Raw genomic sequence first — 18,084 nt, 5'->3', positions numbered from 1 at the left:
ACCTTGCGGCGCCTGGATCTTTAGTTATGTCGTAACCGGTTATTTCCCTTTAGGCACAATGATCTCCTGGGCGTTCATCTTTTTCCCGGAATTGACCTGTTGCAGGAACTGGTCGATTTTCGGTACCTCCCGGTTCATGTAACCGCTCACTTCATGCCCGCGGCCCACGTAGGTGTACAACAAGCCGGGCTGCTGCATGCGCTTGCCTTTTTCGTAAATCGATTTGTCGCCGAACATGATCATCCAACCCGGCTGGTCCGCGCGGCAGAAGCGGTGCGCAGCCGTGCCGTATGGCACCAGCTCATCGGTTGTGCCGTGCATGAAGAGCGTCGGCACCCAGGTGTGCTTATCCACCGGGTTGATGTCCACCAGCCCGCCGGCGAATACCAGCGCGCCTTTGAACCTTTGTTTTTTGAAATAATCGTACCGCTGACGGTCCGATGCCGCGAAGGGATTATACAGCAGGTGCAGGATGGCCTCGGCACCAGCACTGCTGCCGGAGAGATATAGTTTGGAAGTATCCACCTGCAGCGCTTTCCCATTTTCGAGCAGGAACCTTGCCGCGTCGGCTACATCTTCCACCGCGGTGGCGATGGCTTTCAGTTTGACGGGCGTAGCCGTTCCGCAGCCGAAATCGCTGCCTTTGAGAAAGAGTCGGTAAGAAATGGAAAACACGTTATATCCCCTCGCCTGCAGCCCTTCCGCAAAAGCACGGTCGCCATCCGGAGAACCACCCGAGAAGCCGCCTCCATGGACGTGCATCACGGTCATCCCGTTAGGCGTTCCCTGCGGCGCGAAATGCAGCATGTATAAGGTGTCCTGGTCTTTCACCGCGTAGTCGATGCGGCTTTGGGCGCTGCCGCCAATGCTGCAAAGCAGCAGCAGACAAAGTAATCTCATCTTTCAAATGTAAGGATTGTGCGCGTTTTCCGCAATCCGTCACAACGCTTTCTTTTCCTGCAGCCATTTTATCCAAGCGGCGTAAGCAATGGGGGTAAGATGGATGCCGTCGCCCGTGTATTCCGCTTTCAGCTGGCCGTTTGCATCGGCAGCCCATTCGTGGAGGTTGAGGAAGGGCAGGTTGAATTCCTTTGCCAGCGCGGCGATCCCGGTATTGAGGGACGCCACCTTCCCTGCTTTGTTTTGCAGGTATGCGGGCAGTTTGCTTTCATGCATCGGCAACACGCTTTCCACGTAGATTTTTGTTTTCGGCAGCGAGGCCGTCAATCTTTCCAGGATACGGCGGTAATTGGCCAGGATGACGTTTTCCGGCAGGCCACGGCCGAGATCGTTAATGCCGATGAGGAGGAATATTTTCGAAGGGCGCATGGCGATGACGCCATCGAGGCGGGCCAGCACGCCAAAGGTATTGTCGCCGCCGATGCCACGGTTGGCGATCTTTTTACCCGGCAGCAGCTCAGGCCACGCCGCGCGCTCCGTGATACTGTTGCCCAGCATTACGATAGCGCCCCGCTGCTCGGGGAAGGTGGCGAAAAGGGCCATGCGGCCGTTGTAATAATCGTTGGCATAGGTACTGTCGATCTGCTGCGCCCGGGCGGTGGTTACGGCCAGGATGGCGGCGGCAAGGAGGAGTCTTTGCATCATGTATCGGTTTGCTTACTGTTGAAAGTTTCCGTTCAGGTCTACTTTATATTGGAAGGGCCGCAGGAAATGATCCGTCAGCACGGCTGCACTGCCGCGATTGAGCACGGTTCCCGGCGCGGGCGTCCCCGGCAGCGCGAGCCCGCTCCAGTTGCCGGACACCTCCGCCATGGTAACGGAAACGCCTGCTTTGCTGAAGATTTCCAGCATAGCCGCCACCGTGAGCGGATCGCCGGTAGCGCCCCAATGCCTGCGCAGCGCCGGGAAAAACGGGCGCAAACCTTCCACCAGCTCGTAGCCCGACACTTCGCGCGCCGGGTAGAACCAGGTTTGGTTCGCCCATTGGTACGGCACCCCGCTGCCGCGGAGCACCCCTGCCGCGCCAATGCGCTGTATGGCGGCGAAGTGCGGACTGCCGGCCGGCACGTCGATGAAGGGCATGATGTAAGCTTTGTGGTCGAGCAGCGCCTGCTGCACGGCGCGCACATCCGTAGCTTCCGGTTCCGTACCGTTGCGAAGCGCCACGGCGGCGAGGGCGCCCGCTGCCTGGCCAATCCCCATCACAACCGGCTGCAGCCGCGTGGCGCCGTTCACGATATTGGTGACGCCGATGCTTTTTTCCGCTACGATCAGCCCGCCCACGCCTTCGGGAATGAGCGCGCCCAGCGGAACATTATAGGAAGGCACCCGCATCTTCACGAAATCGATTTTGGGCGCATCCGGGTTTTTATCATGGTGATGGTCGATGGTATAGTCGCCCACGGCAACGCCCGTACGGTATAACAGTTGCGCCTGGTTATAGGGATCCAGAACATGGTTAGCTGTAAAAAGAGCCTTCCCTTTCACCCGGCGCGATTCGCGGTGGTAAGGGATCATGGGCAGCTTGTCGGCCGTCGGGAATTCGTCGTCGGCGATGCCGAGGTGCTTGTAGCCCAGTTCCGTTTGCAGGTAATACACAAAGCGCAGGGTGTGGAGCTTCGCGGCTTTGAGGGCTTCGGCGCGTTCCGCCGGTGTTTTTTCGATGATATTGAGGTAATAATCGTTGCCGTGTTTGGGCCAGTTGATCATGTATTTATTGTTCGGCAGGCGGCCGTACTGCATCATCATGTTGCAGTTGTTTTTCGGCGAATCGAACGACGCGGGATCAGCGATATCGCAGCACTGGCGGAAGGGCGCGGGATCGTAGCCCGCTGGCCGCGGAATGGTTTTATCGGCGCCCTTGCCGTAATCCTTCAGCACTACCACGTAAGTGAGGTCTTGAACAATATCGTTGGCGGCCGGCGGCGCGAGGGCTTCGCCGGTAACGGCGCGGTCATCCATCCCGATACTGTACTTCGCACCGGCGGCGGCGATTACATCGCCCAGTTCGGTGGCGTCGATGACAAGGCGGGCGGTGATGTTCCGGGATTTTTTCCTTCCCGGACGGTGACGGTCCACCCGCCGCCGTTCCTGCGAATGGCTGTGAAGGCGGTGTTGAACCGGATCTGCAGGTTCGGTTCCGCGGCGGCCATCTGGCGGAGCAGCGTATTACCGGTACTGGGCTCGAAAAGTGTATTGCTGACCCAGCCGGTGGATACTTTACCCGGGCCACCGTAATAATCATAGATTTTCTGCCTGAATTCGCCCCAGAGCCCCGAGGGCATGCGGTGGTTGCCGTCGATAGCGGCTACGCCCGCGCTGGTGAGCATGCCGCCCAGCCACGGCGTTTCTTCGACGATGAGGGTTTTAACGCCCATGCGGGCCGCCTGGATGCCGGCCATGGTGCCGCTGGCGCCGCCGCCTACAATCAGGAGATCGGTTTGCTGTTGTGCCTGCCCGAAAAAAGGAACGAGCAGCAGGAATAGTAACAGGTGGAATTTATGCATCATATCGTGATAAGGCGACTAAATAACAATATTTTTCTCCCAACCACAATACCTTTTTAATTTTTTTATAATGATGCCTTTAAAATCGTGAATATTCTGCTGCTTTACGCGTCGATCCTCCGTTCATCCTTCGTTCATCCTCCGTTCATCCTTCGTTCAAACACCCTCAAACCCGTACCACGAGAGAACACCTTCGAAGGATGAACGAAGGATGTCAGTAGGATGTCAGGAGTTTTGCAAAACGGCTGTTTCGGGAATTTTACCGGCAATACGTTCATCCTCAGATAGTAACGTCCGCGATGATAAGATTTTGCCATTTCCTTAACTGGTTGCTGAAGCAGGAGGGTTTGCGGGAAGCTGCGCGTTCCATTTTATTTTTTTAAAAACGATTGGTTTGTATCTTGACGGCCTATTTACTGAGGTCCACTTAAAACTACCCACAACGATATGGGTCACCCTACTTTTTTCGATGAACTGAACAGGGCGGACCTGGGCGGGGTCGCGTATAAGAATTTGCATTTGAAGAAGAAGATCCTGGCCTGGTTCACCCAACACGACAATTCCACGATTGCGGACCTGTCGCGCGAGCTGAATGCATCCACGCCGAAGGTTACCCACTTGCTAAGTGATCTGCTGCGCGAGGGCCTGGTGAGCGATTACGGCAAGATCGACAGCACCGGCGGCCGCAAGCCAAACATTTACGGTATCGCGCCCGACGCCGGTTTTTTCGTGGGGGTGGAAGTGAAGAAATTCCACGTCAACATCGGCCTGCTCGATTTCAAGCGCAACCTGGTAAAGATCACGGAAAGGATCCCTTACCAGTTGGAGAATACACCCGCTTCGCTCGACATGCTTTGCGAGATCATCGGCCGCTTTCTCGACGCGCTGCCCGTGCCCCGCGAAAAAGTCATGGGTATGGGCGTGAACATCTCCGGCCGCATACAGTATGCCACCGGCTACAGCCACAATTTCTTCAACTTCAGCGAAGCGCCTCTCAGCCAGGTGTTTGAAAGCAGGACCGGCATCCGCACCTTCCTGGAAAATGATTCCCGCGCCATGGCTTTCGGCGAATTCAGCAGCGGCGCTCTCCGCCAGGAAAAGAACGCGCTATTCATCAACCTCGACCACGGCATCGGCCTCGGCATCCTCGTAAACGGACAGCTCTACCACGGCAAATCCGGGTTTGCGGGCGAGTTCGGCCACATGCCTGTTTTCAACAATGAGCGGATGTGCCATTGCGGTAAAAAAGGCTGCCTGGAAACGGAAGCCTCCGGCCAGGCGCTCATCCGGCATTTCATGGAGAAGCTGGGCGAAGGGGTTACCACCATCGTGCAACCCGACCCGCAAACCGGCCAGGTACTGCTCGACGATATCATCGCCGCCGCCGCAAAAGGCGACATTCTTGCCATTGAGCTCATCGGCGCTATCGGCGAAAAACTCGGCAAAGGCATCGCCATGCTCATCAATCTGTTCAATCCCGAGCTGGTGATCCTCGGCGGCAGCATGAGCGCCACAGGCGATATCATCCGCCTGCCCATCAAATCCGCCATCAACAAATATTCCCTCCCGCTCGTCAACAACGATATGCAGCTGGTGCTTTCCACCCTCGGTGAAAAGGCCGGTGTTACCGGGGCCTGCCTGTTGGTACGCAACAAGTTATTATCGCTCGCGTGAATTGTTTTTTCCGCGGGCAATACATAAAACGTTGTACATTTATCGGCCAATTGTAAGATAGAATCCTTAGTGAGAATGCTATGAAATCCGAACAGAACACCATGCCCTATTATGTTCTCGATGTTTTTACCAACGAACGTTTTAAAGGCAATCCCTTACCCGTGGTCGTAACCGGCAAACCGCTGGAGACCTCGCTTTACCAACAGATTTCCCGTGAATTCGGTTATGTCGAAACTTCTTTCATGCATTATTCGAAAGAAGATAAAGCGCTCCGCGTCCGCTCCTTTACGCGCCAGGGCCGCGAGATCAGCGGCGCCGGCCATAACCTGCTCGGGGCCGTATGCCTGGCGGTACTGAAAGACATGAACGTTTTCCGCGTTCAGGAGGGCGGTCCGTCGGTGATCATGAAAGACAAGCGCGTTCAGCTCAACATTGAAACCAACAGCAACGACCTCCCGTTCATCGGCATGTTGCAACAGCCGGCGCGCACCGGCAATACGGTTCCGGCGGAAGACATCGCCGCAGCCCTTCACCTGCTGCCCGAAGATGTGAAGCTGTACGACTGGCAGCCTACGGTTGTTACCACCGAAGTATCGCACCTGATGGTGCCCCTCCGCAATATCGACGCGCTCAACCGTGCCGCCCAGGCCGGCGGCGCCCTACAGAACATCGCCACAGGCTACGGCTTCCAGGGTTGTTATTGCTTTACGATGACCGATAAGGACACGCCCCAGATCGCACAGGCGCGCTTCTTCCACCCCGGTGGCGGAGAAGACGCCGCTACGGGATCGGCAGCGGGCCCGCTGGGCGCGTATCTCTTCCAGAAGGGGTATATCCATAAGGAGAAAGAATATGCCGTGCTGCAGGGCGTGAAGATCCAGCAACCATCCATACTGCGGTTCCGCGTCACCGGCGCGGGGATTTGGGTAAGCGGGGCCTCCACCATCGTAATGGAAGGTATTTTGCACGTCTAGCTTTCTGTGTATCTTGCTGGTACATGAGCATCCCACCTATTAAGGACACGGAACTGTCAACCAAGATCGCACAATTAGAGCTGGTCAGCGAAGACCTCCCGGCTGTCGTCATCATACATAACATCCTCACGCAATCCGTGGAGTATATGTCACCATGGGGCCAACGCCTGTTGCGTACGGATCTCCAGGCGCTGAAAGATATGGGCATCGCTTATTTCCACCGTTTTTTCAACCCGGCGGAAATGGACGATTACGTGCCCCGCATCATGCAGCTGATACAAGGGAACCGCGAGCGGGAGTTCGTGTCGTTTTTCCACCAGGTACGGCCAACCCCGGAGGATCCCTGGCAGTGGTACCTCGGCGCCACGCGCATCTTCTTCCGCAACGCCGAAGGCGTTCCCACGCATTGCATCACCTTCGCGCTGCCGGTGGAGCAGGCGCATTACATCAATGCGAAAGTAAACCGGCTGCTGAAGGAAAACACTTTCCTGCGCGCCAACAAGCACATCTTCGCTGAGCTGACACAGCGCGAGCGCGAAGTACTGACGCTGATGGGCCTCGGCCGCAACTCCGCGGAAATGGCCATTGAGTTGAATATCTCCGAGAAAACGGTGACCACGCATCGCCGCAACATCAAAAACAAGCTGAAAGCGCATTCCAGCTACGACATCACGCAATTCGCGCAGGCATTCGATCTGATTTAAGGAGTACAAGGGAGCGGAGAATGTTTATATTGTGATATGACTGCTTCCTTCATCCAGGTACTGCTGTCGCTGGCGGCAGGTATCGGCCTGATCGTATTGCTGACGGTAAAATTCCGCGTTCATGCGTTTTTCGCGTTATTCCTCGCCTGCTTTGCCGTAGGGCTCGGGGTGGAACTACCTTTCCCGAAAATCATCGCCGTGATGAAAGAAGGCTTCGGGCATATCATGCAGAGCCTGGGTTTCATCATCGTGTTGGGCACCATGCTCGGCGTGATCCTCGAACATACCGGCGCCACGCGCGTGATGGCCGCCGCCATCCTGAAGCTGGTGGGCGAGAAAAGGGCCGCCACGGCCATGGGGATCACGGGGTTCATTGTGGGGCTGCCCATTTTCTGCGACAGCGGTTATATCGTATTGAGCGGGCTGAACCGTTCCGTTGCCGGCAGAAGCGGGAAACCATTGCTGGTAATGTCCGTATCGCTGGCTTCGGGGCTCTACGCCGTGCATTGCCTCATCCCTCCCCACCCCGGCGCTACCGCCGCGGCGGGCACGATCGGGGCGGACATCGGGCGGCTCATCCTGATCGGGACCGCCGTGGCCATCCCGGCGGCGATCGCCGGATGCTGGTGGGCTTCCTGGATGGGAAAACGTGTAACCGGTCCCGTACAGCACGATGCACATGAAGACGAAGCCCTGCCCGTCACACCCGCCTGGAAAGCATTCCTGCCCATCATCGTGCCCATCGCGCTCATCGCGCTGGGCGCGTTCACCAAAATGCAGCATGGCTCCGGTATCCTGCAAATCCTCGGCGATCCCGTGGTGGCGTTATCGGCTGGCGTGTTGCTGGCATTATACACCGGCACGGGATGGAAGAAAGCGGAAGTAAGCCGCCTCATGCTGGAAGCTTCCGAGAAAGCGGGTGGCATCCTCGTCATCATAGGCGCCGGTGGCGCTTTCGGGGCTATACTCGCCACTACCGACCTGGGCACCCATTTATCGGAAGCCTTGCCCCTCGCGCAGCTGGGCCTGTTTTTTCCCTTCCTGCTCGCCGTTCTGCTGAAAACCGCCCAGGGCTCCTCCACCGTAGCCATCATCACCGCCGCCGCGATCGTGGGGCAGCTGATGCCCAGGCTGGGGCTCGACAGCGAGGAAGGCCGCCTGCTCTGCCTGCTGGCCCTCGGCGCGGGCAGCATGGCCATCTCCCATGCCAACGACGCCTATTTCTGGGTGATCAGCAAATTCTCCGGCCTCGAAATGCAACCCATGCTCAAAGTCTATTCCGTGGCAACGCTGCTGATGGGCATTACCGCTTTCCTCGCCGTGCTGGCGCTTTCCGCGGTGATGATGTAACAGGGAAATCCTAACTTTGCACCCAATATGACGAATATCACTACGATCGCATTCGACGCCGACGATACCCTGTGGGTCAACGAGCCCTACTTCCAGGAAACCGAACAGAAATGCTGCGCCCTCCTCGAAGATTACCTCCCCCACCACACCGTTTCCCAGGAACTGTTCCGCACCGAAATGCAGAACCTTCCCCTCTATGGTTACGGCGTGAAAGCCTTCATGCTCTGCATGATCGAAACCATCCTCCGCGTTTCCAACAATACCGCCAACCCGGAAATCCTCCATAAAGCCCTGGAATACGGCAAAGAACTGCTCGCCAAACCCGTGGAACTCCTCGAAGGCGTGGAAGACGTGCTCCAGGCGCTGAAAGGGCATTACCGCCTCGTGGTAGCCACCAAAGGCGACCTCCTAGACCAGGAGCGCAAACTCCTCAAATCGGGCCTTAACCACCATTTCCACCACATCGAAATCATGAGCGATAAAGGCGAAAAGGATTATAACAAACTCCTCCGCCACCTCGACTGCCAGCCCGAAAACTTCCTCATGGTCGGCAACTCCCTTAAATCGGATGTGCTGCCTGTGCTCGCCATCGGCGGCCACGCCATCCACATCCCCTACCACACCACCTGGGCGTACGAAAAAATCGACCACAACGTGGAACACGACAACTTCCGGTCTGTGATTGCCATCCCGGAAATCTTGCCATTGCTGTTAGCTTAAATATTAATACATAAAGAGAACGCCTGTCTGATCAGACAGGCGTTCTCTTTTTCACATAAGCATAATTCACACTTTGCCGAATATTTTTTCGTTGACGATGTTGATTTCATCGCCGGAAATCGTGTGGCCCATATTGGGATAGATTTTGATGTGAATATCTGCATGTAGGTCGGCGTACACCGTTTCCGTTTCGCGCACGCGCTTGACGGGCACGTGCATGTCGGGATCGCTGCTGCCGATGAAAACGGGCGTTTGCGCAAAATCTCCCGTGTAATTCGAGCGGTGCACATGATCGCCGATCAGCCCGCCGGTGAAAGCCGCGATGCCACCGTAGCGCACGGCATGCCGCGCCGCGAATTCCAGCGTGAGGCAGGCGCCCTGCGAGAAGCCGGTGAAGTAGATCCGGTCATGGGTAATCCCCGCATCCACGATTTCCTGCACGGTAGAGGCCAGTACTTCGATAGCGGCGGAGAGCCAGGGTTCATTATCTTCCTGCGGCATGAGGAACGAATGCGGGTACCAGGTGTTCCCCGTAGCCTGAGGCGCCAACAGTGCATAATCGCCCACGGCCAGCATGGGCGCCAGCGTCAGGATATCTTCCGCGGACCCGCCGCGCCCGTGAACCATAATCAGCGCCCGTGAAGCCTGTTTCAGCGGTGTGCCGGAGTAGATGATCTTCTTTGTATGCATACCAGAAAGTTACAAAACAGTTTAACGGAAATTATCAAGCTGAACGGAGACCTTCGGCAGCGATTCCAGCAGTTCGGCACGCATGGGCTCGTACTGCTGCGGCAGTTTCAGTGCTTCACCCAGATGGTCCGCCGCTTCGTCGACGGCGAAGCCCGGGCCTAACGTAGCGATTTCGAAAAGCACGCCGCCCGGCTCGCGGAAATAGATAGAAGTGAAATAGTTGCGATCAAGGATGGGCGTGGGATTGAAGGATTTTTCCATCAGTTTGCCCCGCACTTCGGTTTGCGCCTGGCGGTCGGGCGTGGCGAAGGCGATATGATGCACGGTGCCGCCGCCGCTCAGGCCGCGAAGGCTATCGGGTGAGCAAAGGATATCGATGTAATTGCCGGGTTTGTCGGCGGCGGCGAAGCGGAAGCGGTTATCGTGCTGGCCAATGAGTTTGTGGTCGAGCAGGCTGGTCAGCAGATCGGCCGTTTTCTCATATCCTTCTTCCCAGATTTCTGCGGAAAAGAAGCCCTTGATGGAATGTTCAAGGGGAATATGCCCGTAAGAGAACGGCGGGCGGGGATCATTGTCGTTGAACACCAGTTCGAGGCCCAGGCCGTCGGGGTCTTCGAAGTAAAGGTAATTTTCGGTGCCGAAGCGTTCCTGCGGCGGTTTGGCGTTGACGTTGAAGCGCTGCAGCCGTTGCCGCCAGTAATCCAGCGAAGCATGAGGCACGGAAAAGGCCGTGGTATTGAGCATGCCTTTGCCCCTTCTGCCTTTCATGATGCCTTCAAAGGGGAAGAAAGTGAGTATGGATCCAGGAGAGCCGGCTTCGTCACCATAATAAAAATGGTAAACGTCGGGGGCGTCGAAGTTGACGGTTTTTTTCACGAGGCGGAGGCCGAGGATGCCGCAATAGAAATCGATATTGCGCTGGGAGCCGTCGCACATGGCGGTGATGTGGTGGATGCCGGTGACGAGTTGTTGCATGACTTTGAATTTGGACCTCAAAAGTACGGTTGCCACCGCCGCCCGGGGTGTATGGATCTTGGGAGGTGATGGCTCCCGGGCGGCGTGTTCATGATAAACACGGGAACGGGGGATTTGTTTTGCAAAAAACGGTGATTTGCACTAGTTTTATACCCCGAAATCATGCCCTGTACCTTTTCCCAGAATTATGATTACACTGCTCAGCCTGTACGGTCAAACCAGCAACAACTTCGTACAACACATCCACCTCGATGCCTTTTGCCGCGCCAACGGGAAAAGATTCTTTACGCCCCGCATGCGCCGGTATTACGGCACATATCCGAATCTTGCCAAAGCGGGATACGGCACTGGGAAACTATATATGAAGATGCTGCACAAGCTCTCCTTCAAACCGGTCATCCGGTTCGATGATGAGGCGCAGCAAGCCAGCTATAAACGCCGGCTTCTCGAAAGCGGCAATCATTTCGTGGAGGGCTGGTGGTTCAGAATGCCGGATGAAGTGATCGCCCGATACGCCCCCCTTTACCGGGAACACTTCCGGCCAGGTTTTAACACGCATTGGCTGGATAAAGACTTCCTGCAGCGCCCGAACGGCGAAGCGCTTATCGCAGTGCACGTCCGCCGCGGCGATTTCAAAACCTGGGCAGGCGGAATTTACTACTACAGCGACGAGGTATACATCGATAAAATCCACCAGCTGACGCGGCAACTCGACCGTCCCGCCAAGATCATCCTGTTCACCAACGACCCGGACATCGACCTGCCCCTTTACCGCAAAGCATGCAAGAACGTATTGTTGTCTGGCAATGGCGTGGCGGAGGATCATTACCTCATGTCGCAATGCGATTATATCATCGGGCCATTCAGTACTTTCTCGCTCTGGGCCAGTTTCATAGGGGACACGAAGTTCCAGCATATCCACAGCGAGGAGGAAACGATCGCGCTGGAAAAGTTCCGGGTGTTCGGGGGCAATTGGTAGGTACTTCCGGATTTTCAAGCGGAGCGGGTGATCAACTCCATGCATGAGTTACTATCTTTACCGGATGGAAGCGGTTCACAATATCCGGCGAAACGGTGATGGCGCACTGCTCGCCGGCATGCGTACCATCGACGGAACATCCGAATGGCACCGGGCGCCACTATATGCGGTGGTGCACCTGCGGAGCGGCAGCGCCGTTCTGGAAACAGGCCGGACCACCTTCTCCCTGCAGGCGCCCGTGCTCCTGTTTTTCACACCTTACCAGGAATATGCTTTTCACGGCGCTTTTTCTGGCAGCCACCTCAGCTTCCACGGTGATTTTTACTGCATCGAAAAGCACCGTCACGAAGTAGCCTGCAACGGCGTTTTATTCAACAACATTTATACGCCGCCGTTCGTTCCGTTGGACGAAGAACAGGCCGCGCAGGCCGCCAAATACCTGGAGCTGCTGCAAGCGGCAATGTCCGGCAGGGATGATCTTGGCAGGGAAGATCTCGTTATCGCCCATCTCAAAATTCTCCTTATTATAGCCACCCGCGTAAAAAGCCGCCAGATAGCAGAAACGCTGACGCAGCTCCCCGCGGACGCGGGTCCGCGGCTGGCACAGTTTCATCATTTGCTGGAGGCGTATTTCAAAGAATGGAAAAAACCCGCCGAATATGCCGCAGCCATGCATATCACCCTGAAAGCCTTATCGCGCCTCACCAGTAAATATCTTTCCAAAACGCCTTCGGCGCTTATTGCGGAACGGGTAGTGCAGGAAGCGAAGCGGGCGTTACATTTCTCGCATCTCAGCGTTAAGGAAATTGCCGCTGCGCTTGGTTACGACGATCCGCTGTACCTGAGCCGCCTGTTCAGAAAGCAAACAGGCGTTTCGCCGCGGGAATTCAGGCAGCAGGTGGGCGTCGTTCTTCTTGTCTGATTTGTCCATGTTTTGGCGATTTACGGCTATTTTCCCCCGGCAGGTGTGGCTGTACCTTCGAAACATGAAAATCGTATATTCATTCCTGGCGTTCGCGTCCCGTTTCGACAAAGCCGGTATCCGGCTGTTACGCATCGCCGTTTCCGTCATACTAATCTGGATCGGCGCGCTGAAATTCGTGCCTTACGAAGCGGAAGGCATCACGCCTTTCGTGGCAAACAGTCCATTCATGCGCTTTTTCTACCATCATCCGGAAGAATACCGCCAGCATCGCAATAAAGAAGGCGAAGTTTCGCCGGCCAACATCTCCTGGCACCAGATCAACAATACATATGGTTATTCCTACGGACTGGGACTGCTGCTGATGGGCATAGGCGCATTGCTGCTGCTGAACCGGGCCAATCCGGTTTTAGGTGCCACCGGGGCCGTGCTGACGGCCATTATGGGCATAGGAACCTTATCTTTTTTGTTAACGACGCCGGAAACCTGGGTGCCTGACATCGGCGGTGACCATCATGGTTTCCCCTACCTGGCCGCGCCGGGCAGACTCGTGCTGAAGGATCTGATTATGCTGGCGGCAGCGGTGGTATTATTGACGGATTCCGCGAAAATGGCACTCGCGCGCCGGGAGAAAAAAGGATGAACCCTGCCGGATGTTATTCGTTGGTACATGATGAAATCAGCATTTCCGGGCATATTATTCCGAGACTTCACTACCATGGATCCACATTACAGCGTTTAGCCGTTGGGCTAAACAGTAAAATCCCGTAAGATTACCGGAACTAATACTATTTTTAGGAAATTTATTCCTGAATATCACTATGATCACGCTTAGCCGCCAGTACGGACAAACCAGCAACAACTTTATCCAGCACATACATATCGATGCTTTCTGCCGGGCCAACGGGCTGAAGTTCCGCAATCCCCGGATGAGCAAATACTATAAAACATACCCTAACCTGCGGACCGCAGGATACGGTGATTCCGTGCTGGGCATGAAGATCCGCAAAGCCCTTTCCTTCAAGCCTATCTATCGTTTCGATATAGAACACAACCAGGAAGTGTATGACCGTGACCTGCTGGCAAAGCAACCGATGTACTGCGAAGGATGGTTTTTCCGGTCACCGGATGAAGTGATCAGCCGTTATATTCCTATTTACAAAACGCTTTTCCAGCCCGGATTCGATACCCGGCCGCTCGATGAAAAATACCTGCAGGCGCCAAACGGCGAAGTCCGGATTGCGGTGCACATCCGGCGCGGCGATTATAAAGAATGGCTCGACGGGATGTATTACTTCGAAGATGACGTCTATATCGACAAAATCAGGCAACTGCTGACGCTGCTGGGCAAACCGGCGAAGATCATCATCTTCACCAACGATGCGCAACTGGATCTCGCTGTATACCAGGAAGCATTTGGCGATGTAGTGGTTTCTGGAAATTCAGTAGCGGAAGATCATTATCTCATGTCGCAATGCGATTATATTCTTGGGCCGTTCAGCACGTTTTCGTTGTGGGCCAGCTTTATCGGAGAAACTAAATTCCATCATTTCTTCCGGAAAGATGAAGCGATCAGCCTGGAGCGCTTCCGGGTTTGCCGCGGTAACTGGTGGTAGTACAGCACAGCTATTACGAAAAAGGGGGAAACGATAATTTTCCCCTTTTTTGTTGCCAACGTGGAAACAGTTCGAACTTTTTTTCATTTCAAATCACATACATGCGGCCAATCCCGGAATGCGATAAATACGCCTGTCAAGCTGTTTCAATAAGCCTTCGGTGCGCGGATATCTGTACCTGATTAGCAAGTGGCAACGAAAGAAAGTTACCGGCGCTTATTGCGTGGAATTAAGTAATAAAAAAAGTCGTTGAAGATTGACTATCAACGACTTAACTTCCTGTTGCCCAATAGCCTTGTGTTAATGTATTGATTATCATATATTTATTGGTTTTGTGCAAATAAAAGTGCAAATAGATCACTTGACTGAATTCTAAATGCAAATTTATTTTGTAATTCTATACCAAAGCCAATACCAGTAGGGGGTACGCGAATTTTACTGTCCCATGAATTGCAACAAGATTTCCCACTTTAATATGGTTTGCAATAAGGGTTGACCCCTGTTGATCTGAGTAAGGAGAAAAAAGGGAATAACGGGACTCAGCGAGGGTTTCAGTAGAGCATTTCCGTTAAAAATTAGTTATTGATTCTTCTTTGGGAACCTTCCGGTCCCTTATAAAATCATTGGCTATTTTCAGATAATGATCCAACTCCATATTGGTCAACGCAGCGATCTTCCTGACCGCTGGACGGTGGCACTTCTGATATTTGCGCTTACTACCACATATACATCGACTATTGCTCTTGGGTTCCTTTCGTGATCGTGCTTCATTTAACAGCTTTATGACGATAGATAGGTCTTTTGTTTCAAACTCCTCCATAAAAAATTCAAGATGCCCAAGGTTTCCATGGGAACGTTCATTCAGGAAGAAACCCATTCGTTCCCTGTGGAGTTGGTTGAAAAAATAGGGGATTACTTGGAATCGAACAAACGATGTTAAAGTAATCCCTTTGCGGCATATTAAAGCTTCTTCCGGCGCAGATGCAATACAGCAGTTTCCTTTATTTTCGAAAATATGCCAGTCGATATTAATGGGTATTCTTCCTCCTGTTTCAAAAACCCATGGGAACCAATTGGGATAATCTGGCCCTGGCTCCATACGAATACTGTACTCAGTAATAACGTCTCCCGCTTCATCTTTTAGTAGTAATTGACCATGTACAAAAGGAATTTTCCCCTTTATCATCACGTGCTCCAACTCAGGGTATTGCTGTACTAAAAGTGCAGCCTCTCGATTAAATAAGGATAGATCAGCACTCATTTCCCCCAAGGATTTGAAGTTGCTGCCCCAGTAATAATTGCGGAGTTTACACGAGTCTGCGACTGATTTTGTTGCTTATCCTCTCCCAGCGGGAATCGATCTCCTAAGTGTTTACGCCAAAGCTTGCTGGCTGTAAGCTCGTTATCTTCCTGCAGCGCTTTATCCGCATCTGATATAAAGTCGCTCAGAGCGTCCATAAAATTATTCTTACGTGTTTGGTCATAACTTGCGAAAAGGTCATCGCCAGGCACTGCGGGAACGATGCATTCAAATTTGTTATCTAAAGCCTTCTTAATTTCCTTAAGAATGTCACGCAGAGTAATATCAGCGCGTTCATTAAGCACGATCTTACTTTTTGCATTTGATGCAAGGATGGTCATTGCCAACCCGCTGGGCATCTTATTGCGTTTATGGTCGCACCATCCTTTGAGATTCATAACCTGAGCAATCAGTCTTCCCTCCTTGTCCTTTTTCTTATTGAACCAATCCACCATTTCTTTTGGATCACTGTCTTCAAATTCAGCATCTTTAACAGCAATCCTATATGGTGCCCCATCAATCTTATAATACACTGGATGGTCAATTTCATAGTCACCAGCGAAGATGGAGCGTATACATTTTTTTCTATGTTCTGGATCAGTGTCTGTGTAACCATTAACAGCGTCCCATATCCATCCCTGGAGTGTAGTTCCGGTCACATCTGGTTTGCGGAAAAAGTAGACACCATCATCCAGATCGCATATATCGTCTTTGGTACGAATGCCTGTCTTCATCTTATAAGAGCCCTGAATGAAGAACTTAGGTTCATACTCTGGATGGTTGTCTTTAAACCATTTGCGGATACGTTTACGTAGCGCATTTTTAGAATCCATCATCCGACCATTCTTTTTACTTCCGATTCGGATTTCATCATTGTACTTGCTAAACAAGTGATCACAATTTGCCATTTGTATACTTATTGTTTTATAAACTTTATGATTTTTTGTAAGTTGCTTTTGGACAGCTCACCGCCGATTGCTTCAAGTCGCGCGAGATCCTTTTTGCTGGAAGCATTCAGGTCGATGGTATCGCCGCCCATATCGTGTTGTACACGCAGGTATCCGAACTCTTTCCCTGTTGAAGCGAATATTCTTCGTATGAAAGCAATATATTGTTCGGTTATCTGAGCCTGACTGTCTAAAATCATGTCCAGCAAACGAGGTTTAGGTAGCAACCAGTAAAATAAATCCTTCGGACGCCAGCGTTTCTTAATTATATGTCTGCCGCATCCTGTTCCCAAAGACAGTATTGTTATCTGCTCGATTTCTTGGTTCAATTTATCAGCGGCTTCAAGCAGGCCGATCAGGGCAGGATCGTTAGCGAATATGCCCCCGTCAATCATATTGACGTTTGATCCACTGCCATATTGATTGGAAAAATTAAAGGAGTGAGGGGGAAATAGATAGGTGCTGAAGCGCTGGATAACACTGCTTCATGAGCTGGTATTTTGTAGTCACGCGAATAATCAACGTGATGTTTAGTTTTCAGCACATTGATCTTACCATCATTTCCGTTAAATGTAGGAATGCAAACTTTTGTCTTACAATCGTTTAGTAATGGTATTGAGCCATTATTGGCGCTTGCATAGGTTTTGGCCAGTAGATGATGGAGTTCCTTATTACTATATATAGATGTAAATAAGACACGACTTTTGCGTGGAAGAATCTTCAGATACCATATGGGAAAAATTGCCCGGGCGTGCTCATGGTAGAAGTCGACCAGTTTGGCTGCAGGAACCCCCAACGCTATGGCCACAGCCAGGATGGCTCCCGTTGAGGTCCCACAGATCAAATCAAAATACTCATAGAGCTTAGCACCTGGAACCTCTCGTTGTATTTCCTGTTCCAGATCTGCTAAGACCTTAGCAGGTATTAGCCCCCTTATTCCCCCGCCATCAATAGATAAAATCCTAAATTTCTTGGTTGCACTTTCATTCATTCCATTATATTTTAATATCTCCTCAGTATGAGCGTATTAGTTACCTTATATTATTTGTTATCAACTGATTAAAAATTATTAAATTGCTAAGACCGCCTTTGGGCCAATACTCTAACTATTATATAACCGGGAACCAGCAAAAATTCACCATGGTGTAAAAAAAATATATCCGGTTATTACTATTATGGAACTTGGTAAATATTACAGTCAAAACGATAAGAAGCTTGTCCAGGTCAATGATCAGGAATGGAAGGTGGCGCTCAAGAAATGCAAAAATCATATTGAATGGAAGCTGAAGGCTAAAACCATATCCGGTGCACATTCAGCATCTGTATTAGGTGGAGACCCTGTAGAGCATTACCTTGGCGTGGCTTATGAGAAGCTGTTAGCGGGAGACTGGGAATGGAAGGACGAATATGGTCTTGCTGAACAAATGATCAGGATAATCGATAGCCAGATCAGTAAGCAAGTTGAAAAGGCTGAGACCAGAAAGGCTCACGAAAGCCAAGTGGTATACATGGATATGGAGACAGGCTTCTATGATATTGCGGACGCTCCCCTTACTCCCCGTGAAGAAATAATGATGGACGCACAATTACAGGCGATCGAAAAGGCTATCGATGGTGATGACCAGCTTCTGTTTATTGTGGAAGCCTTAAAGGAAGGAAAGAAAAGAGCAGAAATAGCCGAATTATTAGATATAACCCCTCGGCAACTGGATAAACTCAAGGAGAAAATTAAAAGAAGGATCGTAGATCAAATATTTTAGAGGATT

18 protein-coding genes and 1 pseudogene are annotated in these 18,084 nt (G+C 52.4%); 10 read left to right on the top strand and 9 right to left on the bottom strand.

Annotated features, from left to right (window positions below):
* Positions 1-39: 39 nt before the first annotated feature.
* The 3 genes and pseudogenes from WJU16_RS19185 to WJU16_RS19175 all read right to left on the bottom strand — a co-directional run bounded on the left by WJU16_RS19185 (position 40) and on the right by WJU16_RS19175 (position 3,338).
* Positions 40-900: an alpha/beta hydrolase gene (locus WJU16_RS19185; RefSeq protein ID WP_341835030.1), complete on the bottom strand. Its 861-nt coding sequence runs from the start codon at positions 898-900 to the stop codon at positions 40-42.
* A gap of 39 nt (positions 901-939) precedes the next feature.
* The gene (locus WJU16_RS19180; RefSeq protein WP_341835029.1) at positions 940-1,605 is read right to left on the bottom strand and encodes a GDSL-type esterase/lipase family protein; all 666 of its coding nucleotides are present in this window, start codon (positions 1,603-1,605) and stop codon (positions 940-942) included.
* Between the two features lie 12 nt (positions 1,606-1,617).
* Positions 1,618-3,338: pseudogene (locus tag WJU16_RS19175) on the bottom strand (FAD-dependent oxidoreductase).
* A gap of 576 nt (positions 3,339-3,914) precedes the next feature.
* Here WJU16_RS19175 and WJU16_RS19170 point away from each other — a divergent pair.
* The 5 genes from WJU16_RS19170 (at position 3,915) to WJU16_RS19150 (ending at position 8,889) form a co-directional block, all read left to right on the top strand.
* Positions 3,915-5,141 (top strand): ROK family transcriptional regulator, encoded by a 1,227-nt coding sequence (locus WJU16_RS19170; RefSeq protein ID WP_341835028.1) that lies wholly within the window; start codon positions 3,915-3,917, stop codon positions 5,139-5,141.
* Between the two features lie 80 nt (positions 5,142-5,221).
* Positions 5,222-6,115, top strand: coding sequence for a PhzF family phenazine biosynthesis protein (locus WJU16_RS19165; protein ID WP_341835027.1), 894 nt, complete (start codon positions 5,222-5,224; stop codon positions 6,113-6,115).
* A gap of 23 nt (positions 6,116-6,138) precedes the next feature.
* On the top strand, positions 6,139-6,819 hold the full coding sequence (locus WJU16_RS19160) for a helix-turn-helix transcriptional regulator (protein WP_341835026.1): 681 nt from the start codon (positions 6,139-6,141) through the stop codon (positions 6,817-6,819).
* A 36-nt stretch (positions 6,820-6,855) separates the two neighbouring features.
* Positions 6,856-8,169 (top strand): GntP family permease, encoded by a 1,314-nt coding sequence (locus WJU16_RS19155; RefSeq protein ID WP_341835025.1) that lies wholly within the window; start codon positions 6,856-6,858, stop codon positions 8,167-8,169.
* A 27-nt stretch (positions 8,170-8,196) separates the two neighbouring features.
* Positions 8,197-8,889: an HAD family hydrolase gene (locus tag WJU16_RS19150; protein ID WP_341835024.1), complete on the top strand. Its 693-nt coding sequence runs from the start codon at positions 8,197-8,199 to the stop codon at positions 8,887-8,889.
* 66 nt (positions 8,890-8,955) lie between these two features.
* Here the strand turns inward: WJU16_RS19150 and WJU16_RS19145 are convergent, their stop codons facing one another.
* The gene (locus WJU16_RS19145) at positions 8,956-9,579 is read right to left on the bottom strand and encodes a dienelactone hydrolase family protein (RefSeq protein WP_341835023.1); all 624 of its coding nucleotides are present in this window, start codon (positions 9,577-9,579) and stop codon (positions 8,956-8,958) included.
* 21 nt (positions 9,580-9,600) lie between these two features.
* Positions 9,601-10,554, bottom strand: coding sequence for a ring-cleaving dioxygenase (locus WJU16_RS19140; protein WP_341835022.1), 954 nt, complete (start codon positions 10,552-10,554; stop codon positions 9,601-9,603).
* 187 nt (positions 10,555-10,741) lie between these two features.
* Here WJU16_RS19140 and WJU16_RS19135 point away from each other — a divergent pair, with 187 nt between their 5' ends.
* The 4 genes from WJU16_RS19135 (at position 10,742) to WJU16_RS19120 (ending at position 14,071) form a co-directional block, all read left to right on the top strand.
* On the top strand, positions 10,742-11,533 hold the full coding sequence (locus WJU16_RS19135; protein WP_341835021.1) for an alpha-1,2-fucosyltransferase: 792 nt from the start codon (positions 10,742-10,744) through the stop codon (positions 11,531-11,533).
* 43 nt (positions 11,534-11,576) lie between these two features.
* On the top strand, positions 11,577-12,455 hold the full coding sequence (locus WJU16_RS19130; RefSeq protein WP_341835020.1) for an AraC family transcriptional regulator: 879 nt from the start codon (positions 11,577-11,579) through the stop codon (positions 12,453-12,455).
* Positions 12,456-12,519: 64 nt separating this feature from the next.
* The gene (locus WJU16_RS19125; protein WP_341835019.1) at positions 12,520-13,098 is read left to right on the top strand and encodes a DUF417 family protein; all 579 of its coding nucleotides are present in this window, start codon (positions 12,520-12,522) and stop codon (positions 13,096-13,098) included.
* Positions 13,099-13,276: 178 nt separating this feature from the next.
* On the top strand, positions 13,277-14,071 hold the full coding sequence (locus tag WJU16_RS19120) for an alpha-1,2-fucosyltransferase (protein WP_341835018.1): 795 nt from the start codon (positions 13,277-13,279) through the stop codon (positions 14,069-14,071).
* Positions 14,072-14,639: 568 nt separating this feature from the next.
* On the opposite strand, the gene WJU16_RS19115 is transcribed toward WJU16_RS19120, so the two are convergent.
* The 4 genes from WJU16_RS19115 to WJU16_RS19100 are packed head-to-tail and all read right to left on the bottom strand — an operon-like array spanning position 14,640 to position 17,309.
* Positions 14,640-15,332 (bottom strand): SEC-C domain-containing protein, encoded by a 693-nt coding sequence (locus WJU16_RS19115; RefSeq protein ID WP_341835017.1) that lies wholly within the window; start codon positions 15,330-15,332, stop codon positions 14,640-14,642.
* On the bottom strand, positions 15,329-16,279 hold the full coding sequence (locus WJU16_RS19110) for a cyclic GMP-AMP synthase DncV-like nucleotidyltransferase (protein ID WP_341835016.1): 951 nt from the start codon (positions 16,277-16,279) through the stop codon (positions 15,329-15,331). Before WJU16_RS19110 ends, WJU16_RS19115 begins: the two co-directional genes overlap by 4 nt.
* An 8-nt stretch (positions 16,280-16,287) precedes the next feature.
* On the bottom strand, positions 16,288-16,713 hold the full coding sequence (locus WJU16_RS19105) for a hypothetical protein (RefSeq protein ID WP_341835015.1): 426 nt from the start codon (positions 16,711-16,713) through the stop codon (positions 16,288-16,290).
* Complete coding sequence (locus WJU16_RS19100; protein ID WP_341835014.1) at positions 16,710-17,309, bottom strand: patatin-like phospholipase family protein; 600 nt, start codon at positions 17,307-17,309, stop codon at positions 16,710-16,712. Before WJU16_RS19100 ends, WJU16_RS19105 begins: the two co-directional genes overlap by 4 nt.
* 184 nt (positions 17,310-17,493) lie before the next feature.
* Between WJU16_RS19100 and WJU16_RS19095 the strand changes: the two genes are divergently transcribed.
* Positions 17,494-18,078 (top strand): sigma-70 family RNA polymerase sigma factor, encoded by a 585-nt coding sequence (locus tag WJU16_RS19095; protein ID WP_130543525.1) that lies wholly within the window; start codon positions 17,494-17,496, stop codon positions 18,076-18,078.
* Positions 18,079-18,084 lie beyond the last annotated feature (6 nt).

The sequence above is a fragment of the Chitinophaga pollutisoli genome (assembly GCF_038396755.1).
GTDB classification, from domain to species: domain Bacteria; phylum Bacteroidota; class Bacteroidia; order Chitinophagales; family Chitinophagaceae; genus Chitinophaga; species Chitinophaga pollutisoli.
The sequence above is the reverse complement of the archived record's forward strand: the minus strand, read 5'-3'. Positions and strand labels throughout refer to the sequence as shown.

Bases quoted from the DNA above. Each gene is read 5' to 3' on its own strand.
- WJU16_RS19185 (WP_341835030.1), bottom strand. From the start codon at position 900: ATGAGATTACTTTGTCTGCTGCTGCTTTGCAGCATTGGCGGCAGCGCC.
- WJU16_RS19180 (WP_341835029.1), bottom strand. From the start codon at position 1,605: ATGATGCAAAGACTCCTCCTTGCCGCCGCCATCCTGGCCGTAACCACC.
- WJU16_RS19170 (WP_341835028.1), top strand. From the start codon at position 3,915: ATGGGTCACCCTACTTTTTTCGATGAACTGAACAGGGCGGACCTGGGC.
- WJU16_RS19165 (WP_341835027.1), top strand. From the start codon at position 5,222: ATGAAATCCGAACAGAACACCATGCCCTATTATGTTCTCGATGTTTTT.
- WJU16_RS19160 (WP_341835026.1), top strand. From the start codon at position 6,139: ATGAGCATCCCACCTATTAAGGACACGGAACTGTCAACCAAGATCGCA.
- WJU16_RS19155 (WP_341835025.1), top strand. From the start codon at position 6,856: ATGACTGCTTCCTTCATCCAGGTACTGCTGTCGCTGGCGGCAGGTATC.
- WJU16_RS19150 (WP_341835024.1), top strand. From the start codon at position 8,197: ATGACGAATATCACTACGATCGCATTCGACGCCGACGATACCCTGTGG.
- WJU16_RS19145 (WP_341835023.1), bottom strand. From the start codon at position 9,579: ATGCATACAAAGAAGATCATCTACTCCGGCACACCGCTGAAACAGGCT.
- WJU16_RS19140 (WP_341835022.1), bottom strand. From the start codon at position 10,554: ATGCAACAACTCGTCACCGGCATCCACCACATCACCGCCATGTGCGAC.
- WJU16_RS19135 (WP_341835021.1), top strand. From the start codon at position 10,742: ATGATTACACTGCTCAGCCTGTACGGTCAAACCAGCAACAACTTCGTA.
- WJU16_RS19130 (WP_341835020.1), top strand. From the start codon at position 11,577: ATGAGTTACTATCTTTACCGGATGGAAGCGGTTCACAATATCCGGCGA.
- WJU16_RS19125 (WP_341835019.1), top strand. From the start codon at position 12,520: ATGAAAATCGTATATTCATTCCTGGCGTTCGCGTCCCGTTTCGACAAA.
- WJU16_RS19120 (WP_341835018.1), top strand. From the start codon at position 13,277: ATGATCACGCTTAGCCGCCAGTACGGACAAACCAGCAACAACTTTATC.
- WJU16_RS19115 (WP_341835017.1), bottom strand. From the start codon at position 15,332: ATGAGTGCTGATCTATCCTTATTTAATCGAGAGGCTGCACTTTTAGTA.
- WJU16_RS19110 (WP_341835016.1), bottom strand. From the start codon at position 16,279: ATGGCAAATTGTGATCACTTGTTTAGCAAGTACAATGATGAAATCCGA.
- WJU16_RS19105 (WP_341835015.1), bottom strand. From the start codon at position 16,713: ATGATTGACGGGGGCATATTCGCTAACGATCCTGCCCTGATCGGCCTG.
- WJU16_RS19100 (WP_341835014.1), bottom strand. From the start codon at position 17,309: ATGAATGAAAGTGCAACCAAGAAATTTAGGATTTTATCTATTGATGGC.
- WJU16_RS19095 (WP_130543525.1), top strand. From the start codon at position 17,494: ATGGAACTTGGTAAATATTACAGTCAAAACGATAAGAAGCTTGTCCAG.